Annotated in this window: 16 protein-coding genes, 1 tRNA gene and 2 pseudogenes; 8 read left to right on the top strand and 11 right to left on the bottom strand. The window is 71.3% G+C overall.

Going from position 1 to position 22,913, the window contains the following annotated elements:
• The first annotated feature begins 2 nt into the window (after positions 1 to 2).
• A complete protein-coding gene (locus tag B086_RS0123920; RefSeq protein WP_018568964.1) occupies positions 3 to 1,424 on the top strand; it encodes a hypothetical protein in 1,422 nt (473 codons plus the stop codon).
• A gap of 150 nt (positions 1,425 to 1,574) precedes the next feature.
• Here the strand turns inward: B086_RS0123920 and B086_RS40625 are convergent, their stop codons facing one another.
• Positions 1,575 to 2,384, bottom strand: a complete 810-nt coding sequence (locus tag B086_RS40625) for an SURF1 family protein (protein WP_018568963.1) — start codon at positions 2,382 to 2,384, stop codon at positions 1,575 to 1,577.
• 153 nt (positions 2,385 to 2,537) lie between these two features.
• Here B086_RS40625 and B086_RS0123910 point away from each other — a divergent pair, with 153 nt between their 5' ends.
• Positions 2,538 to 4,454, top strand: coding sequence for a prolyl oligopeptidase family serine peptidase (locus tag B086_RS0123910; protein ID WP_234029352.1), 1,917 nt, complete (start codon positions 2,538 to 2,540; stop codon positions 4,452 to 4,454).
• 107 nt (positions 4,455 to 4,561) lie between these two features.
• Here B086_RS0123910 and B086_RS40620 read toward each other — a convergent pair whose 3' ends face one another.
• The gene (locus tag B086_RS40620; RefSeq protein WP_018568961.1) at positions 4,562 to 6,775 is read right to left on the bottom strand and encodes an NAD-binding protein; all 2,214 of its coding nucleotides are present in this window, start codon (positions 6,773 to 6,775) and stop codon (positions 4,562 to 4,564) included.
• 307 nt (positions 6,776 to 7,082) lie between these two features.
• Here B086_RS40620 and B086_RS0123900 point away from each other — a divergent pair, with 307 nt between their 5' ends.
• Entirely contained in the window at positions 7,083 to 7,928 is an 846-nt protein-coding gene (locus B086_RS0123900) for an LLM class flavin-dependent oxidoreductase (RefSeq protein WP_018568960.1), read from the top strand.
• A 50-nt stretch (positions 7,929 to 7,978) separates the two neighbouring features.
• On the opposite strand, the gene B086_RS0123895 is transcribed toward B086_RS0123900, so the two are convergent.
• Entirely contained in the window at positions 7,979 to 9,529 is a 1,551-nt protein-coding gene (locus tag B086_RS0123895; protein WP_026252714.1) for an LCP family protein, read from the bottom strand.
• 170 nt (positions 9,530 to 9,699) lie between these two features.
• Positions 9,700 to 9,948: a hypothetical protein gene (locus B086_RS0123890; protein ID WP_026252713.1), complete on the bottom strand. Its 249-nt coding sequence runs from the start codon at positions 9,946 to 9,948 to the stop codon at positions 9,700 to 9,702.
• Between the two features lie 250 nt (positions 9,949 to 10,198).
• On the opposite strand from B086_RS0123890, the gene B086_RS45610 reads away from it, so the two are divergent.
• The 3 genes and pseudogenes from B086_RS45610 to cdgB form a co-directional block, all read left to right on the top strand.
• Positions 10,199 to 10,603: an effector-associated constant component EACC1 gene (locus tag B086_RS45610; RefSeq protein ID WP_018568957.1), complete on the top strand. Its 405-nt coding sequence runs from the start codon at positions 10,199 to 10,201 to the stop codon at positions 10,601 to 10,603.
• Positions 10,554 to 11,240, top strand: a pseudogene (locus tag B086_RS45605) (caspase, EACC1-associated type); the annotation flags it as partial. The gene B086_RS45610 and the pseudogene B086_RS45605, both read left to right, overlap by 50 nt.
• Positions 11,241 to 11,462: 222 nt before the next feature.
• Positions 11,463 to 12,395 (top strand): annotated as a pseudogene (gene cdgB, locus B086_RS45600) (diguanylate cyclase CdgB); the annotation flags it as partial.
• Between the two features lie 759 nt (positions 12,396 to 13,154).
• Here cdgB and B086_RS44665 read toward each other — a convergent pair.
• From B086_RS44665 to B086_RS0123850, 4 genes are all read right to left on the bottom strand, one after another.
• Positions 13,155 to 14,087 carry a hypothetical protein gene (locus tag B086_RS44665; protein WP_158690411.1) on the bottom strand — a complete coding sequence of 311 codons (933 nt, stop codon included), beginning with the start codon at positions 14,085 to 14,087 and terminating at the stop codon, positions 13,155 to 13,157.
• A 477-nt stretch (positions 14,088 to 14,564) separates the two neighbouring features.
• Positions 14,565 to 14,638, bottom strand: a tRNA-Pro gene (locus B086_RS0123860).
• Positions 14,639 to 14,671: 33 nt separating this feature from the next.
• Complete coding sequence (locus tag B086_RS0123855; protein ID WP_018568952.1) at positions 14,672 to 15,499, bottom strand: Pr6Pr family membrane protein; 828 nt, start codon at positions 15,497 to 15,499, stop codon at positions 14,672 to 14,674.
• Positions 15,500 to 15,706: 207 nt separating this feature from the next.
• On the bottom strand, positions 15,707 to 16,633 hold the full coding sequence (locus B086_RS0123850) for a metallophosphoesterase (protein ID WP_018568951.1): 927 nt from the start codon (positions 16,631 to 16,633) through the stop codon (positions 15,707 to 15,709).
• Positions 16,634 to 16,782: 149 nt separating this feature from the next.
• On the opposite strand from B086_RS0123850, the gene B086_RS0123845 reads away from it, so the two are divergent.
• Entirely contained in the window at positions 16,783 to 17,247 is a 465-nt protein-coding gene (locus B086_RS0123845; RefSeq protein ID WP_018568950.1) for a GatB/YqeY domain-containing protein, read from the top strand.
• A gap of 88 nt (positions 17,248 to 17,335) precedes the next feature.
• Here B086_RS0123845 and B086_RS0123840 read toward each other — a convergent pair whose 3' ends face one another.
• Positions 17,336 to 19,612 carry a transglycosylase domain-containing protein gene (locus tag B086_RS0123840; protein ID WP_026252711.1) on the bottom strand — a complete coding sequence of 759 codons (2,277 nt, stop codon included), beginning with the start codon at positions 19,610 to 19,612 and terminating at the stop codon, positions 17,336 to 17,338.
• Between the two features lie 444 nt (positions 19,613 to 20,056).
• On the opposite strand from B086_RS0123840, the gene wblA reads away from it, so the two are divergent.
• Positions 20,057 to 20,395, top strand: coding sequence for a transcriptional regulator WblA (gene wblA / locus B086_RS0123835; RefSeq protein ID WP_018568948.1), 339 nt, complete (start codon positions 20,057 to 20,059; stop codon positions 20,393 to 20,395).
• Between the two features lie 35 nt (positions 20,396 to 20,430).
• On the opposite strand, the gene B086_RS0123830 is transcribed toward wblA, so the two are convergent.
• Together B086_RS0123830 and B086_RS0123825 are read right to left on the bottom strand one after the other, a co-directional pair.
• A complete protein-coding gene (locus tag B086_RS0123830) occupies positions 20,431 to 21,921 on the bottom strand; it encodes an ArsA family ATPase (protein ID WP_026252710.1) in 1,491 nt (496 codons plus the stop codon).
• On the bottom strand, positions 21,918 to 22,895 hold the full coding sequence (locus B086_RS0123825; RefSeq protein ID WP_018568946.1) for an ArsA family ATPase: 978 nt from the start codon (positions 22,893 to 22,895) through the stop codon (positions 21,918 to 21,920). The genes B086_RS0123830 and B086_RS0123825 overlap by 4 nt, the downstream gene beginning before the upstream one ends.
• Between the last annotated feature and the right edge of the window lie 18 nt (positions 22,896 to 22,913).

The raw sequence follows: 22,913 nt of genomic DNA, 5'->3' as shown, positions 1-22,913 counted from the left end.
GTATGACGGGCACGAAGGGAAACGCCGAAGGGCGCGACGCGCACGAACGCCACAAGGACGCGGGCGCGGGCGCGGGCGACCGGGACGCGCGCGAACGCCACGAGTCCGGCGGCGGGCCGTCGGGCGAGGTGCGTGGGCCGGGCGAGGTCCGTGGGCCGCAGGAGGACCGGTCCCCGGTACCGGGCCCGCCCGACGAGCCCCGTGCCGACCGGGCGTCCCGCGAACAGCACCCCCACACGTCATCGCATTCTGGGAACACCACCGTGAACGACAGCCCTGACGCCGAGGGCCCGGACCCCGCGCGCACGGCCCCGGCGGACGAGGCCCCCGGCGGGCTCGCCCCGGACGAACTGGCCCTGCGCCGGCTGCTGCACCGGGCGGTCCAGGACGTCGGACCGAGCGACGGCACCCTGGAGCACCTGCGGCGCGCGATCCCGGCGCGGCGGGCCCGCAAGCGGCAGGCCACGGTCGGCATGGCGGCCGCCGCCCTGTTCCTCGGCACCGCCGTCCCGGCCCTCGTCCATGTCTCCCGCTCCGCCGGTCCCGACGCCAACCCGGCCATCGCGGGCCAGGCGTCCCAGGCGCAGGGCGGCGCCGGGCGGTCCGAGGACACGGCCGCCGGTCCGGACGCCGAGGGCAGCCCCTCCGACCGGGCCACGGGCCGGGAGCAGGGCGGGGAGAAGGACGGCACCGCGGACGGCGGGGCCACCGCCACCGGCGCGGCGCCCGGCGGCGCCTCGGACCACCCCTCCGCCTCCGCCCGCGCCGGAGCACCCGTGTGCACGGCGGCGCAACTGGGCTCCGGCGGCGCGCGGATCGGCACCCCCGACTCCTCGGGCGCCGTCTACGGCGTCCTGCGCGTCACCAACACCTCGTCCGGGAGCTGCACCGTCGGCGGGCCCGGCACCGTCACCTCGTTCCCGCAGGGCGCGGCCGAGACGGCCAGGGTCAGCGTGGTGCAGCACACCCCGGGGGACGCGGCGCCGGGGCTGCCCGACCCGTCCACCGAGTCCCCCGCGCTGGTGCTGACGCCGGGATCGGGCTACGAGGTGAAGTTCGCCTGGGTGCCCTCCGACGCCTGCCCGACCACGGGCGGCAGCGGTGGCAGCGGTGGCAGCGGCGGCACGGGCGGCACCGGGGGCGGCGGCAGCGGCGGTACGGAGACCGGACAGCCCTCGCCCGGCCCGTCCCCGAGCAAGGACCAGGGCGCGGCCGGCGGCCCGGCCACGAACAGCGCCTCGGGCACCGACACCGGTTCGGCGGCCTCGCCCCAGCTGGTCAGGGAGGACGGCGCCAAGGCCGACGGCAGCGTCGTGGTCTCGCACACCCCGGAGCCCGGCACGCCGACGGTCTCGGCGACGGTGCCGGACGCCTGCGCGGGGACGGTGTACCACACGGGGGTCCTGGCGGCGCCCACGCCGTAGCCGGACATCCGCGGCGGCAGGAAGAGCCGTGGTCGCGGCATGGAGGCGCGTGGAGCGGAACGGAAACGGCGGAACGGAAACGGAGGGGGCGGGCCCCGGGGCGGAGGAGAAGGGGGACGGCGCCGGGGTCAGACCCGGGCGTACCGCGGGTCAGACCCCGGCGGTACGCCCCTCCAGGGGCTCGCCCGAGCCCTCCGCGTCGTCGGGCACCAGCCCGAGCTCGGCGTCCCGCGCCGCCTCCAGCTCGCGCCGCACCAGCCGGAACCACATGAAGACCACGAACCCGGCGAACACGAACCACTCACCGGTGTACCCGAGGTTCTGGAACGCCTTGAGGTCGAGCCCGCTGCCCTCGGGCGCCTTCGCGGGCACCGCCTTCATCCCGGCGTCGGCCTTGTCGAGCGTGACCCAGGCGTCGTAGACGTCGTACGGCACCAGGTTCACCAGCGACGCCGCGCTGATCGCCCCGGTCTGCCCGGACGGCAGCCCGCCCCGGGTGCCGACCCCGTTGCCGCCGGGCGACTCGGAGGCCTGGAGCGCCCCGGTCACGGTGACCTCGCCGGAGGGCGGCGCGGGGGCCTTCGCCGCGTCCGCGGTGCCCGGCAGCCAGCCGCGCACGACGGGCAGCGCCTTGCCGGAGCCGGTGCGCAGCAGCGTCAGCACGTAGTACCCCTGCTTGCCGTCCAGCTCGCGGTCCGGGACCAGCAACTGCTTGCCGTAGCGGCCGGTCGCGGTGGCGGGCATGCCCGAGGTCCGCTTGTCGACGGGGAGCAGCGCGGCCAGCGGACGCGGCGGCTCCGTACGGGCGGAGGCGGTCTGCTCGGACAGGTTGCGGTGATCGTCCACGCGCGCGTCGAACCGGCTCAGCTGCCACGATCCCATGAAGACGCAGAACGGGATGGCGAGCAGCACGAAGACGTTGATGCCCCACCAGCGGGGCGTCAGAAGAAACCGGTACACGGCCCCAACGGTACGGCCCCCGCCGGTCGCGGCAGGCCGCGGGGTCGGAGTTTTCCACAGGCACGGGGACGCGGACGGGTTCCGTACGGGCGGTTTTCCACAGGCTGGGGAACGGGGCGGCGCGTTGTCGGCCCGGCCAGGCAGTATGGGGCCATGACTGAGAGCAACGGGAACGGCGCGCAGGACCGGCGGAGCGAGCGGAGCGGGCGGGGCCCGGCCGGACAGGACGGGTCCGCGGCGCAGGGGACGCCGGAGGCGGGAAGGACGGCGGGGGCGCAGGGCAGGCCGGCCGTGCCGGACTGGGAGAAGCGCTTCCGCGCGCCCCGGGTGTCCCTGCCCGACTGGGCGGAGGACGCACCGGACCGCTCCCTGTTCGTGTCGAACGCGACGGGGACGTACGAGCTGTACGCCTGGGACCGCGCGAGCGGCGCCCAGCGCCAGGCCACCCACCGGCCGAACGGCACGACGGACGGCGTGCTCTCCCCGGACGGCGCGTGGATCTGGTGGTTCGACGACAAGGACGGCGACGAGTTCGGCGTCTGGCGCCGCCAGCCGTTCACCGGCGGCCCCGACGAGGCGGCGGTGCCGGACCTCGAACCGTCCTACCCGGCCGGCCTCGCGCTCGGCCGCGACGGGCGTACGGCGGTCGTGGGCCGCTCCACCGACGAGGACGGCACCACCATCCATCTCGCGCGCGTGGGCTCCGGCGAGGCCGCGGCGGAGATCTATCGCCACCGCGAGTCGGCGGGCGTCGGCGACCTCTCCCACGACGGCACCCTGATCGCCGTCGAGCACACCGAGCACGGCGACGCGATGCACTCGGCGCTGCGCGTGCTGCGCCCGGACGGCACGGCGGTCGCCGAGCTGGACGACACCAAGGGCGGCACCGTCGAGCTGGGCCTGGAGGTGCTGGGCTTCGCCCCGGTCGACGGCGACACCCGGCTGCTCATCGGGCACCAGCGCCGGGGCCGCTGGGAGCCGCTGGTCTGGGACGTGGCCACCGGCGAGGAGACGGACCTCGCCCTCGACCTGCCGGGCGACGTGAGCGCGGAGTGGTACCCGGACGGCAGCGGCCTGCTCGTCGCGCACAGCTTCGAGGCCCGCAGCGAGCTGTTCCGCTACGACCCGGTGAGCCGCGAGCTGACCAGGATCGCCACCGCGCCCGGCACGGTCTCGGGCGCGAGCGCCCGCCCGGACGGCGCGGTGGAGTACCTGTGGTCGTCGGCGGCCGAGCCGTCGGCGGTCCGCTCGACGGCCGGCGGCGTGGTCCTGGACCCTCCGGGCATGAAGTCCCCCGGCTCGGTCCCGGTGGAGGACGTCTGGGTGGAGGGACCCGGCGGGCGCATCCACGCCCTGGTGCAGAAGCCGGCGGGCACCACCGGCCCGCTGCCCACCGTCTTCGACATCCACGGCGGCCCCACCTGGCACGACAGCGACTCCTTCGCCGCGGGCCCCGCCGCCTGGGTCGACCACGGCTACGCGGTGGTCCGGGTCAACTACCGCGGCTCCACGGGCTACGGCCGCGCCTGGACCGACGCCCTCAAGCACCGGGTCGGGCTGATCGAGCTGGAGGACATCGCGGCGGTCCGCGAGTGGGCGATCGGCTCGGGCCTCGCCGACCCGGAGCGGCTGATCCTCACCGGCGGCTCCTGGGGCGGTTACCTCACCCTGCTGGGCGTCGGCACCCAGCCGGACGCGTGGACCCTGGGCATCGCGGCGGTCCCGGTCGCCGACTACGTCACGGCGTACCACGACGAGATGGAAGCCCTCAAGGCGATGGACCGCACCCTGCTGGGCGGCACTCCGGAGGAGGTCCCCGAGCGCTTCGAGGCGTCCTCCCCGCTCACCTATGTGGACCAGGTCAAGGCCCCGGTCTACATCTCCGCCGGGGTCAACGACCCGCGCTGCCCCATCCGCCAGATCGACAACTACGTCAAGCGCCTGGAGTCGCGGGGCGCCGTCCACGAGGTCTACCGCTACGACGCGGGCCACGGCTCCCTGGTGGTCGACGAGCGCATCAAGCAGGTCCGGCTCGAACTGGACTTCGCCGAGCGTCATCTGCCGAAGTAGCGCCCACGGCGGGGGAGTCCGGCACACCGGAAGCGCGCGGGTGCGGGGCGCCGACGGCGTGGGTGCGAGGCGCGGGACCGGGACCCGCGTCCCGGCCGGGGACGCCCCTACACCGCCCCGGCACCCGCCCCCGCCGCCCCGGATCCCTCCGGACCGTCCCGGCCGTCCCGCCCCCGCCGCCCCAGCAGTTCGGCGAGCCCCCGGCGGGTCGCGGCCAGGACGACCCGGTCCTCGGTCCGCAGGACATAGGAATCGGGCAGGTTCCACCGGGGCCCGCCCGCCGCCGTCCCGGCCGCCGGTCCAGGCGTATGCCCGCCCGTCCGCGCGGACGGGTGCCCGGCGGTGCGCCCGGACGGTCCGTTGCGGCCGGTGCGTCCGGCCGGGGGCGCGGTCCCCGGTTCCGGGTCCTCGGCCGCCGCCTGCGCGGCGGGCTCCCGCCGCTCCCCGCTCCCGCTCCCGCCGCCCGCGGCGGCGCCCCGCGACCCCGCCTCCAGAGCCAGCACCCGCCAGTACCCCGGCCGGAACGCCTCGGCGACCGTCCGGCCCTCCAACTGCGGATGCCCGCCCACGTCCACGGACGCGAACAGCAGCACCCGCCGCTCCACCGGGATCGCCCCCAGGATCTGCCGCCCGAACATCGCCCCGGCGAACGCGGGCGCCGCCAGATGCGTCACGCTCCTGCTCCGGGTCAGCGCCCGCGGATGCGCGGCCCGCAGCGTCCGGTACACGGCGGTCGCGAAGTCGTCGTCGTACAGCCGCAGCACCACCCGCAGATCGGGCCGCACCGAGCGGGCGTAGAGCACCGCCTCCAGGTTCGTGGTGTCCGCGCTGGTCACCGCGAGCAGCGCGTGCGCGCGATGGATCTTCGCCGACTCCAGTACGCCCTCCTGCGTGACGTCCCCGAGCACCACCGGCACCCGCAGCCGCCGGGCCGTCGCCAGCCCCCGCGCGTCCGGGTCCGACTCCACGCACACCACCGGGACCTGGAGTTCGCGCAGCCGGGTCAGCACCCGGGTGCCGATCTTCCCCAGCCCCAGCAGCACCACGTGTCCGCCGAGTCCGCGCGGCGGTTTGCGCAGCGTGGACGCCGTCCGGAAGGTGCCCAGCGCCTCCAGGACCGCCGCCAGCAGCACCGGCAGCAGCAGCAACCCGACGAGCCCGGAGAGCAGTTGGAGCAGTTGCCGGCCGACCGACTCACCGATCGCCGGATCGTCGATGGCGAACAGGTCGAGCAGCGTCAGATAGAGCGCCCCCAGCGGACGCACCCCCGTCACCAGCCACAACGCCACCGCGAGGGCGAACACACACGCCACGAGCCCGGCCACCGACCAGCGCAGCCGCCGTGAGAACAGCGACGTGAGCGGCGGTACGACGCCGACCCCGCGCCCGGCCGGCAGCGGCGGCCCGGCGGCGTACGACACCTGTTCGAGGACCACGGTCCCGCGCCCGGTGGCCTCGCGTACCGCCGCCGCGTCCGGCAGCAGCCGGGGCCGCTGCTCGCCGCTGACCTCGGACCCGTCGGCCCCGGCCGGGTCGCTGCTCGTCGCGGACAGCAGGGCCAGCGTGCACAGCCCGGGGTCGGCGACCTGGCCCGGCGCGGGCGGCGGGCGTTCGACCGCGTGCAGCAGCAGGCCCTCGGTCTGCACGACCTTGCTGGTGCCGACGACGGCCCCGGCGGCCAGCGCGGGCGCGGCCGTGTCGGCGTCGGACAGCACGGTCGTGGACGCGTCACCGCCGCCGAGCGCGCCGCCGCCGAGCGCGCCGCCGCCGAGCTCACCACCGCCGGACGGGGCGGACCCGGGCGGGGTGGAGCCGTCGCCGATCGCCAACGCGGCTGCCTGGTCGAGGAGTTCCTCGATGTGCTGGCCGAGCCGCCGGTTGTACAGCCGCAGCACGAGCCGCAGCCGCGGATTGAACCGCCGGACGGTGAGCGCGGCCCGGATGTTGGTCTCGTCGTCGTCGTACACCAGGGCCAGCGCGCTCGCCCGCTCCACCCCGGCGTCCACGAGGACCGCCTCGGTCAGCTCGGCGGCCTCCACCACCCGGTCCGCCGCGCCCGAAGCCGCGGCACCCGCCCCGCCGCCTCCGCCACTCCCGTTGCCGCCGCCGTGCGCGCCGGCGCCGCCGTTCCCGCCGGCCCGGCCCACGGCAGCGCTGACCATCCGGTCCAGGAGCGCGGAAGCCGCCCGCGCCCGGCCGACCACCGGGGGCCGTACCGCCCGCTCGGAGGGCGGCACGACCAGCGTGACCTGCTCGCCGTACACCCCGCGCAACTCCGCGGCCAGACGGTGCGCGAGCCCGTCGTCACCGCACACCACCATGTGCGCCCCCGTGCCGCCCGACGCACCACCTTGATACGGAACGCTCCCCACGAGCGGAAAGACTGCCGCACGGGCCCGCGCGGTTCCAGCCCCACCCGCGGCCCGTCGCCGCGGGCGGAAAAACCGGTGGCCGCCCGCGCCCCGGGCGCCTACCCTGGACGCACTTCGAAGAGACCTCCCCGGAAGTACGCCGCAGCGTGGGAGCGTCCCGCCTCACCGAGGCGCAGGAGAGGGCGGCAGCGACCCGGCCGGACGCGACAGGCGACCGGCCTCATCCGCCCTGCCCTGCCCTCACGGAGGATCTTTCATGAACGTCGGTATCGGCCTGCCCATCAGCGACCCCGCCACCCTGCTCACCTGGGCCCGGCGCGCCGAGGACGGCCCGTTCACCACGCTCGGCCTGCTCGACCGGCTGGTCTACGACAACCCCGAACCGCTGATCGCGCTCGCCGTCCTGGCCGGAGCCACCTCGCGCGTGCGCGTCCAGACCGAGGTGCTGCTCGCCCCGCTGCGCGACACCGCCCTGCTCGCCAAGCAGACGGCCACCCTGGACCGGATGTCCGGCGGCCGGCTGGTCCTCGGCCTCGGCGTCGGCGGCCGGGCGGACGACCACGAGGCCGCGGGCGTCGACCTGCACACCCGCGGCCGCCGCCTGAACGGGCAACTGCCACTGCTGCGCCGCCTGTGGTCCGGCGAACCGTACGGCGCGGACGCGGGCCCCATCGGTCCGGCTCCCGCCCGCCCCGGCGGCCCCGAGATCCTCTTCGGCGGCTTCAAGCCCATGGCCCTGGAGCGGGTGGCCCGCTGGGGCGACGGCTTCCTGGCCGCCGCGCCGCCGTCCTGGGCGGGCGGCCTGTTCGACACCGTCCGCGAACAGTGGCGCGCGCACGGCCGCGAGGGCGCCCCGCGCCTGGTCGCCCAGGCGAACGTCGCGCTGGGCCCGCAGGCGGTCGTCGACGACGCGCGGGCCGCCATGCACGCGTACTACGCCTTCACCGGCATGCCCGACCGCATGGTCTCCGGCATGCTCACCACCCCGCAGGCCGTCCGCGACACCGTCACCGCCTACGCCGACCTGGGCGCCGACGAGGTCATGTTCTACTGCTACGGCCTCGACCCCGACCAGGTCGACCGCATCGCGGAAGCCCTGTGAACCGCTGACCCGCCGGGGCGCGGGCGGACCCGGCCGGCCCCCGGCGCCCGTCAGCCACCGCTCCCGTACGACAGGTCGGAGCACAGGTCGTCGTCGGCGGACCGGGCGTCGTGGGCCACCGAGTCGGGGACGGCGGCGGACGGGTCGACGGACGGCGTGGGGGAGGCGGGGGCGCCGCCGTCGCCGGTGGCCGAGGCGGCCGCGTAGGCCGTCCCCACGACGACGTCGACACCGGCGCCGGCCCCCGCGACGGCGCGCAGCTCGGCCCCCGGGAAGAGCCGCGCGACCGTCTCGGCCCGGCCGCGCAGACCGCTGCCGTACTCGACGACGGTGGTGGTGTACTGCCGGCTGTCGGCGTTGCCGACCGCGGTGACCGTGAACCCGTGCCCGGTGAGCGTGGCGGCGGCCTTGGCGGCGAGGCCGTGGGCGGTGGTGCCGTTGAGTACGGCGACGTCGATCCCGGCCCCGGACACGCTCGCGGAGGCGGTCCCGGAAGGAGCCCGCTTCTTGTCGTTCCCTCCGGCGTCCTTGCCGTCGACGGTGCGGTCGGCCTTCAGCGCGGCCCACAGATCGGAGGCGTCCGGCTCCACGACGGCGACACGCTCACCCTGGTAACGCCAGGGAATCGTCACGAACTTGGTGTTGTGCAGGTCGATGTCCTTCAGCGACATGGCGAAGGAGACGAGCTTGGCGGCCGAGCCCAGCCCCGGATCGACGGTCATGGAACCGGTGGCGGCACTGGCGAGCGGCAGCAGCTTGGTCGGGGTGAGCCCGTCACTCTTGATCTTCTTCAACAGGCTGGAGACGAAGGCCTGCTGGCGCTTGATGCGCCCGATGTCGGACCCGTCCCCGATGCCGTGGCGTATGCGCACGTAGTCGAGGGCCTTGCGCCCCGAGACGGTCTGCTGCCCCTTACTGAAGAGCAGGGACCCCTTGGTGGTGCGGTGGGGATTGAGGTCGCCCTGGTAGATGTCCTGCGGCAGACACACCGGCACGCCGCCGACCACGTCCGTCAGCGCCGCGAACCCCTTGAAGTCGACGACGACGGTGTGGTCGACCCGCAGCCCGGTCAGCGACTCCACGGTGTTCTGGGTGCAGGCCGGATTCCCCTTCTCCGTCTGCCCGACCGAGAAGGCCTCGTTGAACATGGTCTGCGGCCGGGCCTTGGTCCAGGCGCCGTCGGGCAGCCGGCACGGCGGGATGGTGACCAGGGTGTCCCGGGGGATCGAGACGGCGATCGCGTGCCGGTGGTCGGCGTAGACGTGCAGCAGGAACGCGGTGTCGGACCGCCCGATGTCGTCCTTGCTGCCACCGCCCAGCGCGTCGTTCCCGTCCGTGCGCGCGTCCGACCCGATCACCAGCACGTTCTCCCCCTCGGAGGAGCCCGCGCCGGGCCGGTCCGTGGCCAGCCCGCTGCCGTCGAAGGTCTTGATGTCGCCGTTGAGCTTGAGGTAGATCCACCCCGCCCCGGCCGTACCGAGCACCGCCACCATCAGCGCGACCATCAGCACCACCCGCACGGGCCCCCGCCGCCGCCCCGCCCGACCGTGCCTGCGGGGGCTGGAAGGGGCCCTCCGCGTGCGTTCATACGTACGACTCATACCGAGAAGACGAACGAGCCCACCGAATGGTTGCCCACTTACGCAATCGTCTGAACCAAGATCCAGAAAAAGGACTGGCTGGGCGCGAGGCCCAGGCGGCTCAACGACCGACGGAGCTCAGGACGGAAGCGGCGCGGCAAGGCCTGGCGGGTCTCGACAACGGGAACGGCTCAGGGACTGGCAACGTCGAACCCGTACTGCACGCCCCGCCCCGCACCCCCCTCCTCGCCTTCCTCCCCGAGAACCCGCCGATACACATAAACCCCCTCCACCCGCACCCCGTCCGGCCCGCCCTCGACCCCGCACGGATACGTCACCTGCACCACCCGAGGCCGCCCCGCGACCACCACCCGCACCCCGTCCGCAGGCCCACCCACGAGCACCGCGTCCTCCCGCACCGTCACATCGGCTGTCTCCATGCCCCACAGTTTAAAGATTGCGCAACTCACCGACAAAGCCTGAACCTGCCGTGTGGGCCGCGTGGCTTAGCGAGGCGTCGGTACTGGTGATCGAGGTCGCCCGCTGTACGAGGTGCTGGTGCCGGGCAAGTGGATGAGACGGTTCTCGTGCGCCCCCGTTCCTTGATCGCCGGAATGTCATGCTCCGCGCCAGGGACCCTAAACTGTTCCACCCGCTGTCCTGGACGGCGCAGAAACGAAAGGGCTTTGGGTGAGGCTGGGCATCGGTTTGAGGGACGGCGGTACTACGGAGGCTGAGCTACGGTCACTGCACGCCTGGCTTCTCGCGGAGCCCGCAGCACGTCGCCACGCTCGTCCCGTCCTTGACACGGCGCGGCCGTCTCGACCGGGGGCACAGGGCGATGCGATCGACGTGATCTCACTGGTGGTCAGCAGCGGCTTCAGCGCTGCCTCGCTCGCCCTGTCCCTGGCCGCCTGGCGCGCGACACGGCAAGGCCGGCCGGTCGTCACGGTGGAACGCTCCGACGGCGTCAAGATCACTATCTCCGACTCCTCGCCCGAGGAGACGCGACGCCTGTTGGAGTCTTTGACTGGCGTCGGGACCGATGGCCGAGACGACCGAACTGGCAGTCGGGACGACCGGACCGACCGGTAGAGGGACGGCCGTGGCGAACCCACCTGACCCCCTGACTTCGCATGCGGTGCTCATAGGAGCAGGCGTCTTCGATGCGTTGCCCGATCTGCCTGCCGTCGAGAACGGGGTGAAGGCCCTCGGGGAGCTCTTCGCGCAAAAGAACACCTGGGGACTTCCCCCGGAGAACTGCCACGTGTTGCTCGATCCACAGACACCGCGGCAGCTTTCCAAGTCCGTGGCGGAGGCGGCGGAGGCCGCCAAGGACACGCTGCTGGTGTACTACGCGGGGCACGGACTGATCGAATCGAGGACGGGACAACTGCACCTGGCCGTCGGGGACAGCGACCGGACGTCTGTACATGACACGGCCGTCCCGTATGAATGGATCCGCTGGTCGATCGAGCGCAGCCCCGCCGCCCGACGGATCCTTATCGCCGATTGCTGCTACAGCGCGCGCACCTTCGGTACCCAGTCCGCTGGGGCCGAACTGGAGGTCGAGGGCACCTTTCTGCTCGCCGCGGCCGCCGAGAACGCGGTCGCTTTGTCTCCGCCCGGGGAGCCGTTCACCGCCTTCACAGGCGAACTGATCAGACTGATCAGGGACGGTGTCCTGGAGGGCGACGAATTCCTCGATCTCGACACGATCTACCAGCGGTTACGGGTGGAACTCGGTCTGAAGGCCCTCCCCGAGCCGCACCGGCTCTGCCGTGACGGTCTGGGCAAGGCGCCCTTCCTTCGTAACACGGCGTTCCGGCCCGTGCACGCGGCTCCGCGAAGAGGCTGGCACAGCTGGACCGCGGCGCAGGCATCCGCCGGGTACTACACCGATCCGACTGTCAGCGAGACGGAGCCGTATGTCCGGCTCGCGACCCTTCGAAGCCTGCTCGACCAGCTCATCATCCAGGTGTCGCCGGCACAGAGCCTTGCTGACACTCTTCAGACCGTTGCAGACGGGGTCGTCGCCGGACTCGGGTACGAACTTGCCGCCATCAATCTGGTGCGCCCGGACGGGGACCTCGTTGTCGCGGCCTTCTCCGGCAGCCCTGAAGCCGAGGCCCTTATCACCGGCAGAGTGGGCTCGCGGGCCTCATGGGACCGACGCCTCACCATGGGTGAGGCATGGGGCGCCCTCCGCTTCATCCCGCACACCGAGGGCTGGGTTCTCGACAACGACGACGTACCGCAGTGGTTCAGCGATGGACCTGCTCCTCGGTTCGACGAGGAATGGCACCCCGCAGACCGACTGTTCGCACCGATGTATCAGGCAAGAGATGGCGTGGACGAACTCCTCGGCGTCATATCGGTCGATCGGCCGCGCCCCAGGCGGCGCCCCGGGGCGTGGGGCCGGGAGGCGCTTCAGGTCTATGCGGCACACGCTGCCGTCGCCATCAGCAACGCCCGGCTACGCGCCAACATGCAGCGCGCACTGGTGCGCCTGGACCGGGAGCAGCAGGCGCTGCGGGCGAGTGAGGAGTCGTTCCGGCAGGCGTTCGAGTACGCGCCCAGCGGCATGGTCATCGCTGAGATGGGTGGCGACCAGCACGGCCGGATCCTGCGGGCCAATGACGCGCTCTGTCGGCTGCTCGGCCGACCCGCGTCCGCGATGCGCCGATACTCGTTCGCCGACCTCGTACACCCTGAGGACGTCGGGATCCTGCTACGTACCTCGGCAGCGGGGGGCCGCGCCGAGTTGCGCCTTGGACGCCGTGACGGTTCATACGTCTTGGTATCCATGCGTAACTCCGTTGTCGCGGATGCTGCGGACGGGCCCCGCTTTCTGTTGACCCATGTTGCGGACATCGAGGACCGGAGGAGCCCAGGAGCCTACGAGCCGGTCCAGAGCGCGTGATGTCTCTCCCTGAGGTTTGACCAGGGACGTGCCGCGTGAAGGGACCTGCCGACTTGGCCGGACGCTTCGTGACGGCCGCCGCCCAGGATGCCCACCAAAGCAGATCCGGACCGTGAGCCAGACCGCGCCGTGGTCATGTACGGCATCTTCGGTACGCAACAACGCCGGCCGTAGGCATGCGGAAAGCGATAGTCACCCAGATGGACACGCAAGCAGAAGCAGATGAGGCACCTAGGAATGTTCCTAGGTGATCTCGCCTGCACAAGTGACGTTTGCTCAGGTCGGAGACATGGCGTTGGTCGGGTTCGACGGCTGTGGGCGCGAGCCGGGGGAGCGGGCCGTCTCCGGGCTGGCTCTCAAGAGCAGGGGCGCCCGAACGGCGGACTCTACGAAGTAGCGGTGTCGCGGTTCACGGATCTGCCCGTACGCCGCCGTGTCAGACGCCGTACCAGGGCGGAGGCGCCAGGTCTATGGGGTACCTCGGTCATCCGGTCGAGGCGGAAAGTCCGGGCTGAGCTGGAAGCCGCCGCCGGTGCCCTTGTTGGTGTGGAGTGGATAGTCGAACATGTGCTGGCGCTTGGCATCGTGCTGTTCAGCACGATGCGTGGCTCCGAGCCGTTCGGCGAGCTCGGGCCCGGTCCACGTCCGGCGCTGTTGCAGTAGCCCGAGCAGGGTGTGCACCCGCTCCGCTCCCCTTCGGAGCGGGTGCACAACCGGCGGATTTTAGTACACCTCGGGAATCTTTTCGCGCATTCCTGTCGACCCTTTTCCGGCGCTTACTGGAAGCATTCCTTCCTCCGACTTTTCATCGTAAATAAAGCGGAGGAACTTCAGTTTTTCTCCCCTGGCGTGAGCATTCCACGCCTTCACTGTAGTACCGTAAAGTACGGTCTTATCCCTGTAAGACAAGGAGCGGTCCATTCGGGCGATTGCCCGGTTTCGTAGCAGGAGGACGGGATCCCCCTTAGACATGTCCTCGCCGAGAATCATCTTCTCGGAAAATGACTCGATGGCCTTCGGGTTGCTCCCGCGAGATGCTTGCGCCAGAACGGCCAGCATATTTGTCGAAGACGATCCGCATGCCCGATAGATGCGCGAAGCGTTGGCGGAATATTCTTGCAGCTCTGGCCACTGGTCGACAGTTTCGAAGATCACGTCGTTGTCGAAGGTGCCGCGATGCATGTGCGCCACCTCCCCGCCATTCACTTTGCACTGCTCGGCGAACAAGATGATCCTGGCCGCACCCTTGACGATGTTCGCGTTGGCCACGCGCATGAATTGTGAGGCAGCTCGACCGTATCCGGTATCGATTACGGAGAATGTGGATGGGTCGGCGCCGACGTGAACTCTCATGGGGACTACAGTCTTGGAATGAATCACGGCCAGCAAGCGATGCTGTCCATCAATCAACCTTCCCTTTTCGTCGAATGCGATTGACTGATGTGTCAACTTCCATCGGCCTTCTGCCATTGCCTTTGCGTAACGCCTGACGCGTACTGCAGAGGTTTTTCTGTTTCCCTCCAGGTTTTTTTCCAACCACTTCGTGGCCAGGTCTGCCCCAACCCAGTAGTCCCCCGAGCGCACCGGGATTCCGTACTGGCTCAGGGTCGGAACGCAGAACGCGTAGCCATCCCCTGGCGCGTCAATGTCAGTCATGTGCAGGAGTGCACCATACAGACCTCTTGGAGGAATATCTTTTGTTCTGGTTTGTCTGTATTTTTTAGCTCACTCGAGTGAATTAGATTCACCCCTTAAGGTGATGAGCTCCGCGCGTAGCTCCAACAGTGGGGCGGTCTCCCCAGTCGCAGAATCAACAAGTGTCCACAAGTTCATCGCTGTGCCGGCAAGTGCCGCGGGGTTGCGTCACGGCGGGGTGAGCGGCCAGGCCCTTGCGATCAGCTGTCCAGACGACCGAAGGGCTGAGCGCTTGCAGGCGGTCCCCGCTGAGCCGTTGGCGCGACTGCTCGACGCGACGGACGTGCAGAGCGGCGGGGTCAAGGTCGATCGTGACGCGGGCAGTGAGGGCCTTGCCGGGGATCAGGAACTCCCCTTGGATCCTCTCGTGCAGCCTCAGAAACCACTCAGGGGCCCGATCCGCTTAGCGGATCGGGCCCCTGACCTGGTGTTTCTCTGTCGGGGTGGCGGGATTTGAACCCACGACCTCTTCGTCCCGAACGAAGCGCGCTGCCAAGCTGCGCCACACCCCGATGTCGCTGCTTGTCGCGGCGACGACGTTTACTTTAGCCCACCGGGGGCCTGAGGCGAAATCCGGTTCTGGTGCGGCGGGGGACCGGGTTGGGGCGGGCGTGGTCGAGGGCCACGAGGAGGAGGGCGAGGGCGTAGCAGGCGAGGCCCAGGAGGAGGGCGTTGGCCAGGACGTGGCGGTATCCGTGCTGGTCGACGTCCAGGAAGGCGTAAAGGTAGCGGTGTGCCGCATCGGGCGGGAGCAGTGCGCCCCGGGTGAGGGAGAAGGCCAGGTAGCCCAGTGGGTAGAGCAGCCAGGGGGCGGCCTGGCGCAGGTGGAGGCGGTTCGGGGCGGTCAGCAGGAGCCAGTCCAGCAGGGCGGCGATCGGGATCACCGTGTGCAGGAGGCGTGCGGCGACCGACTGCCACAGGGGGTGGGTGCCGGGAGCGTCCGTGATCGAGAACGGCGGGGACGCCTCGGTCAGCAGCAGGTGGTAGACCAGCGCGGAGAGCGTGACGTAGAGCACGGCCGCCCCGGTCAGGGCCGCGGGGGCGGGGCGGCGGGCGGTCCACGCCCTGCGGGCCGAGACGACGAGTGCCAGGATCACCAGGATCGTGCTCTGGATCGCGAAGTGGCTCAGGACATGCAACGGCGGGCCGATGATCGTCTCGGCCGTCACCGCCGCCGCGGCCGTCGCGGCGACCAGGAGGCGGTACGCCGCCGTCCAGGGGCGGCGGACGGGGGTCACCACCGCGGTCGCGGGGACGGCGGACGGCATCAGCGCGGTGATGCCCGGGATCGCGGGGAGGTCCGGTATGTCCCGGGGGATCGGAGGCGTCGGGGAGGCGGACGCTCCGGGGACCGGTGGTATCGGGGCGGTCATGCCCTCACGGTAGGAAGTGAGGGCTTTCCGGGCGATTCGGGTGGGCTGTGTGGGTTACGGGCGGAGTGTCGGTGACCGGTGCTGATACGGCGATCGGTGCTGGTACGGCGACTGGTGCTCGCACGGTGACCGGTGCTCACACGGCGACCGATGCCTTGCCGGCGTCCCGCCCCGTCCCGTCGGTCCGGGTCAGTCCCGTCCGCCGGGTCAGTCCCTCGCCACCAGCGTCAGCAATGTCGCCTCCGGCGGGCAGGCGAAGCGGACCGGGGTGTAGCGGTTGGTGCCGCAGCCCGCCGAGACGTGGAGGTAGGAGGTGTGGCCCTCGGCGGTGTGGGTGGACAGGCCCTTGACCCGGTCGGTGTCCAGGTCGCAGTTGGTGACCAGGGCGCCGTAGAAGGGGATGCAGAGCTGCCCGCCGTGGGTGTGGCCGGCCAGGATCAGGGGGTAGCCGTCGGCCGTGAAGGCGTCCAGGGCGCGCAGGTAGGGGGCGTGGACGACGCCCATCGAGAAGTCGGCTCCGGCGGAGGGGCCGCCGGCCACCCGGGCGTAGCGGTCCCGCTTGATGTGCGGGTCGTCCAGGCCCGTCAGCTCCACCGAGACGCCCTCGATCTTCAGGGTGCCGCGGGTGTTGGTGAGGTTGAGCCAGCCCGCCTCGTCGAAGCCGTCGCGCAGGTCCTCCCACGGGTTGTGGATCACGCCGACCGCGGGGGCGTTGCCGTTCAGGCCGTGCCGGCCGCTCGTCTTCTCCAGCAGATAGCGGGCGGGGTTGCGCGGCCGGGGGCCGTAGTAGTCGTTGGAGCCGAAGACATAGGCGCCCGGGAACTCCATGAGCGGGCCGAGCGAGTCCAGGACCTCCGGCACGCCCTCGGGGTCGGAGAGGTTGTCGCCGGTGTTGAGCACGAAGTCGGGGCGCAGCCCGGCGAGCGAGCGCAGCCAGCGCTGCTTCTTGCGCTGGTCGCCGACCATGTGGATGTCGGATACCTGGAGGACGCGGAGGGGGTGCATACCGGGGGGCAGGACCGGGACGGTCACCCGTCGCAGGCGGAAGGAGCGGACCTCGAAACCCGCCGCGTAGATGAGACCGGCGGTCGCGACCGCCGTGATGCCGAGGGGTACTCCGTATCGCGCGCGCATGTGTCCATCGTCTCAAAGTCGCGCCCTGCCAGGGAAATCGCCCGCGCGGCGGGGACCCGGTGCCGGGTGCCGGGAGCTCGGTCGCCCGCCTGCGACGGGCCGGTAAATCGGCGCGCGGCGAGCACGTCGTACCTGCGACAATCGACCCCATGACCACCCTCAAGTCGAAGCTGCACGATGACCTCAACGCCGCGATCAAGGAGCGTGACGAGCTGCGTTCCGCGACGCTCCGGCTGACGCTCGCCGCGATCACCAAGGAGGAGGTCGCGGGCAAGGTGAAGCGCGAGCTGTCCGACGACGAGGTCCTCAAGGTGATCACCAAGGAGGCCAAGAAGCGCCGCGAGGCGGCCGATGCCTTCGCGCAGGGCGGTCGTGCGGAGTCGGCCGAGCGGGAGAAGGCGGAGGGCGAGGTGCTCGCCGCGTATCTGCCCAAGCAGCTGTCCGACGAGGAGCTGGAGGCGATCGTCGGCCAGGCCGTCGCGGAGGCCAGGGCGGGCGGCGCCGAGGGGCCGCGGGCCATGGGCGCCGTCATGAAGATCGTGAACCCGAAGGTCGCGGGGCAGGCCGAGGGCGGGCGGGTCGCCGCGGTGGTCAAGAGGCTGCTGGCCGGCTGATCCGGCCGCCGGACCAGAGGACAAGAGGAGGGCCCCGGCGGGAAGCCGGGGCCCTCCTCTCGTTACGCGTTACGCGCGCCGGACCGGGTCAGCCGTGCTGCCCGCCGTTGCCGTTCCCCTGGATGAAGCCACCGGGGAAGCCGGGGAACCCGGTGCCGCCGCCGGCCGGGCCACCGGGGAGGCCGCCGCCGTCATCGCCGCCGTTACCCCCGTGTCCGCGGCCTTTTCCCTTGTCGCCGCCCTTGTTCTTGTCCTTGTTCTTGTCCTTGTCGGGACCCTTGTTCTTGTCCTTGCTCGGGTCCGGGATGTCGATGATGTTGAAGGACGGAGCGGGCTTGCCCTGGAGGGCGCCGGTCATGGCGTCCCGCCAGATCGGGCCGGGCACATCGGCGCCGAAGACGAGGTCGTGCATGATGCCGCCGATGCGGATGCCGGTCATCTTGACCTTCTGGCTGGCGCTGCCCACCCACACCGCGCCCGCCATGTTCGGCGTGTAGCCCACGAACCAGGCGTTCTTGCGCTCGTCGGTCGTACCCGTCTTGCCCGCGTTGTCGCGGTCGGAGAGACCGGCCTGCTGACCGGTACCGGAGTCGATCACGCCCTGGAGCAGTGTGTTGACGGTGTCCGCGGTCTTCTCGGACATGGCTCGCGTGCAGGTGGTCTTCGGCACCGGCAGCGCCTTCGTCTGACCGCCGCTGCGCTGGCTGATCGACTCGATGGCCACCGGGGTGCAGTACGTGCCGCGCGAGGCGAAGGTGGCGTAGGCGCTCGCCATCGTCAGCGGGGAGATGCCGACCGCGCCGAGCGCGATGGAGGGCGCCTGCGGCAGCTTCTTGTTGTCACCCTGCACCACGTGCAGCTTGTCGGTCATGGTCGTCACCGGGCAGAGGCCGATCTCGGAGATCATCTGCACGAAGTAGGTGTTGATCGACTTCGCCATGGCCTCCTTCATGGCGTACGGGCCGTGCTCGGAGGTGTTCTCGTTCTCCACGTCCTCGTGGTACGAGTTCAGCCACCGCTTGCCGTCGCACGCCTGGACCGGGCTCGGGTACGGCATCTTGTACGGCGAGGAGTACTCCTGCGTGGGCGCCTTGCCGCCCTCGATGGCCGCCGCCGCCACGAAGGGCTTGAACGTCGAACCGGTCGGGAAGCCGAAGTTCGAGCCGCCCGCGTCGTTGCCGACCGAGTAGTTGATCTCGGTCTCGTTCTTCCCGTAGCCGTACGGCTTGGACTGGCCCATCGCGACGATCCGGCCGGTGCCCGGCTCGACCAGCACGGCCGCCGAGGCGACGGAGTCCGACTGGTAGATGTGGTCCTTCAGGGAGGACTGCACCGACGCCTGGGCCTGCGGGTCCAGGGTGGTGCGGATGGTCAGACCGCCCTGGTTCCAGATCTTGGCCCGGTCGGCGCGGGTCTTGCCGTAGACCGGGCTGTTCAGGAACGCCTTCTCGACGTACTTGCAGAAGAAGGCCGAGTCCTTGACCGCGGTGATGCAGCCGTTGCGCGGCCGGGTGACCTTCAGCTTCAGCGGGACCTTCTTGGCCGCGTCCGCCTCCGCCCGGGAGATGTCCCCGACCTCGGCCATCCGCTGGAGCACGGTGTTGCGCCGCTTGGTGGCCTCGGCCTCGTCGTTGACCGGGTCGTAGCGGCTCGGCGACTGGACGATGCCGGCCAGCAGCGCCGCCTCGGGGAGGGTGAGGTCCTTGGCGTGCTTGGAGAAGTAGCGCTGGGAGGCGGCCTCGACGCCGTAGGCCTGCTCACCGAAGAAGGTGATGTTCAGGTAGTTCTCGAGGATCCGCTTCTTGCCGAGGTCCTGCTCGACCTGGATCGCGTACTTCAGCTCCTTGATCTTGCGGCCGAGGGTCTGCTGCGTGGCCTGCGCGACCTTCGTCGGGTCGTCGCCGGCCTCCTCCACGAAGACGTTCTTCACGTACTGCTGGGTGAGGGTGGAGGCGCCCTGGGCCACGCCGCCGCTGGTCGCGTTCTTGTTGAGCGCGCGCAGGACGCCCTTCAGGTCGATCGCCCCGTGCTGGTAGAAGCGGGCGTCCTCGATCGCGACGATCGCCTTCTGGAGATACGGGGAGATGTCCTTCAGCTCCACCACCGTGCGGTCGCGGGAGTAGACCTGGGCGAGCTGGCTGCCCTGGCTGTCCAGGATCGTGGTGCGCTGGCTGAGCGGGGGGCGCTTGAGGTTGGCCGGGATGTCGTCGAACCCCTGGACCGACCCCTTCGCCGCCAGGCCCAGCGCGCCGGCCGCGGGCAACGCGATTCCGGCGAGGACCGCTCCGGCGAGCACACTGACACCGAGGAACTTGGCGGCCTGTTGCGTTGGCGACTGACCACCGCCCGAGCGCTTCTTTGGCATGGGGGCAGCCTACGTTCTCATTCGCCGGACACGCGTATATGCCTTGGCCTAAGCTGCTCTCGGCTGTCACAGCAGTACCGCTGTCCCTTCCCTCGTCTCCCTCGTCTTCTACGTCCGGCGAACCCGAATCGTTCCGGACGCGCGCGATGTCCCTCCCGGCCGGTCTCCGGGCCCGGCGACACGTGCCCGGAATCGCCTTGTGTGATGCGTGACGTCCGTTGTGGCGCAAGAGGAACCTCCTGTTGTGCCGGGAATGTCGCGCATGTCGCCACCTCACTCCCCCGGGTGATCTGCCGCTAACCCATAGTCCGTTCGGACCATTCAAGATTGGGCCCGCTGGGGGTGTTGCGCTGTGTCCACCTTCCGTAACGTCCTCAACTGGCGGCGGTGAATATGCCGCCGTCGCCGTGGGGGAGCCTCGATTCGGGAGAGGACGGCGCCGGTATGGGCTGGGTAACCGACTGGAGTGCGCAGGCGGCCTGCCGCACTACCGATCCGGATGAACTGTTCGTTCAGGGAGCAGCGCAGAACAGGGCCAAAGCGGTGTGCACGGGGTGCCCGGTACGCACCGAATGCCTCGCCGACGCACTCGACAACCGCGTCGAGTTCGGCGTCTGGGGGGGCATGACGGAGCGTGAGCGCCGCGCGTTGCTGCGCAGACGGCCGACCGTCACCTCATGGCGCAGGCTGCTGGAGACCGCGCGCCTGGAGTACGAGCGCGGGGCGGGCCTGGTCTCCCTCGACGACGACGAGGTGTACGAGGCCTTCGCGGCGGTGGGCTGAGAGCGCTCTCGCGCCCGGGTGCCGCCGCCGTCCTCTCAGGCGCCCGGCTCGGGCAGTTCGCGGCGGTTGTCCGCGAGCCGGTCCCCGATGTCCCGCAGCCCCGCGAGGTCGTGCACATCGCCGGGGAGCGCGGCCACCTCCGCCACCGCCACCTCGGGATGCCGGGCGGCGAAGCGGTCGCGCGTACGCTGCTCGCGCGCGAGCACCTGCATACGCTCGGCGTGCAGCCGCAGCAGGCCCGCGGCGACCTGGTCCACGGGGTCCGGGGGATCCACGAGGGCCGCGGGATCCGTGGGGTCCGAGGGATCCACGAGGCCGTCCGCCGGGCCGGCCGTGTCGTCGGGGTCGGCGAGATCGGTGGAATCGGCGGAATCGGTGGAACCCGTGTGCTCGGTCTCGGGGTCGGGAGAACCGGAGCCCGGGGCGCCGGAGTCCGGGAGGTCAGAGCTGGGGGAGTCTGAACTTCCGTACGTGTCGGGAGAGTTACGAAGACCAGCTTTCCCGTCCCCCTGATCCACAATGCGGGGCTCCTCAAGATTTTCCGCCGCGGCGAGCGCCCGCTCGGCCGACAGCTTCCCGGCCCCGCTGCCGTGCACCCGGTTGAGGACCAGACCGGCCAGCGGCATCCTTTCGGCGGCCAGCCGCTCCACGAAGTACGCGGCCTCCCGCAGGGCGTCCCGCTCCGGGGCCGCGACCACCAGGAACGCCGTCCCCGGTGCCTGGAGCAGCTTGTACGTGGCGTCGGCGCGCGTACGGAAGCCGCCGAAGGTGGTGTCCATCGCGGCCACGAAGGTCTGGACGTCCTTGAGGAGCTGGCCGCCCAGCAGCTTGCCCAGCGTGCCGGTCATCATCGACATGCCGACGTTCAGGAACTTCATCCCCGCACGCCCGCCCAGCTTGGCCGGGGCCGTCAGGAGCCGGATCAGCCGCCCGTCCAGGAACGAGCCGAGCCGCTTGGGCGCGTCCAGGAAGTCCAGCGCGGAGCGCGAGGGCGGGGTGTCGACGACGATGAGGTCCCACTCGTCGCGCGCCCGCAACTGCCCCAGCTTCTCCATCGCCATGTACTCCTGCGTGCCCGCGAAGCCCGCCGAGAGCGACTGGTAGAAGGGGTTGGCCAGGATCGCCGCCGCCCGCTCGGGATCCGCGTGCGCCTCGACGACCTCGTCGAAGGTGCGCTTCATGTCGAGCATCATGGCGTGCAGTTCGCCGTCGCCGTCGGTGCCCTTGACCCGGCGCGGGACGTTGTCGAGGGAGTCGATGCCCATCGACTGGGCGAGCCGGCGGGCCGGGTCGATCGTCAGGACGACCACCTTGCGGCCCCGCTCGGCCGCCCGCAGCCCGAGGGCCGCCGCCGTCGTCGTCTTGCCGACCCCGCCCGCGCCGCAGCACACCACGATCCGCGTCCCCGGGTCGTCGATCAACGGGTCGACGTCCAGCACGCGCGTGTGCGCGAGGCGGCGGGCGCCTTCCTGCGACGGTCCTGAGGGCACTTCGGGTCCCCGCGCGGGGGCCGGGTCCGGGCTCATGACATCCCCTGCTTCCGCAGCTCTCTCGCCAGTTCGTACAGGCCCGCCAGGTCCATGCCCTCGGCGAGCAGGGGCAGTTCGTGCAGCGGCAGGTCCAGCTCGCCGAGGACCGAGCGCTGCTCCTGCTCCAGCGCGTACCGCTCGGCGTACTCGTGCGCCTGCGCGAGCAGCGGGTCCACCAGCCGCTCGGCGTTCCCGCCGCGCCGTGCGCCGCCGAGCCCGGCGGAGGACAGCGAGCGGGCGAGCGCGGTGCGCGGCACGCTTCGCACGAGTTCCAGTCCGGCGGCGTCCAGCACCTGGGGGCGCACCATGTTCACGACGACGCGGCCCACCGGCAGCCGGGCGGCGCGCAGTTCGGCGATGCCGTCCGCGGTCTCCTGGACGGGCATCTCCTCCAGCAGCGTCACCAGGTGCACGGCCGTCTCGGCGGACTTCAGCACCCGCATCACGGCCTGTGCCTGATTGTGTATCGGGCCGATCCTGGCGAGCCCGGCCACCTCGTCGTTGACGTTGAGGAAGCGGGTGATGCGGCCGGTCGGTGGCGCGTCCATGACCACGTAGTCGTAGACGAACCGTCCGGCCCGGTCCTTGCGCCGCACCGCCTCGCACGCCTTGCCGGTCAGCAGGACGTCCCGGACGCCCGGTGCGACGGTGGTGGCGAAGTCGACGGCGCCGAGCTTCTTCAGGGCGCGGCCGGCGCTGCCCAGCTTGTAGAACATCTGGAGGTAGTCCAGCAGGGCCAGTTCCGCGTCTATGGCGAGCGCGTACACCTCCCCGCCGCCCGGTGCGACCGCGATCTTGCGTTCCTCATAGGGCAGCGCCTCCGTTTCGAAGAGCTGTGCGATGCCCTGGCGGCCCTCGACCTCGATGAGGAGCGTCCGCTTCCCCTTCGTGGCCAGGGCCAGCGCGAGGGCCGCGGCGACCGTGGTCTTGCCGGTCCCGCCCTTGCCGCTGACGACCTGGAGCCTGCTCACGTCTTCGAGCCTAACCAG

This window comes from Streptomyces sp. PsTaAH-124 (assembly GCF_000373685.1).
GTDB classification, from domain to species: domain Bacteria; phylum Actinomycetota; class Actinomycetes; order Streptomycetales; family Streptomycetaceae; genus Streptomyces; species Streptomyces andamanensis.
Note: the sequence above shows the minus strand (reverse complement) of the source record. Positions and strands in the feature narration are given on the sequence as shown.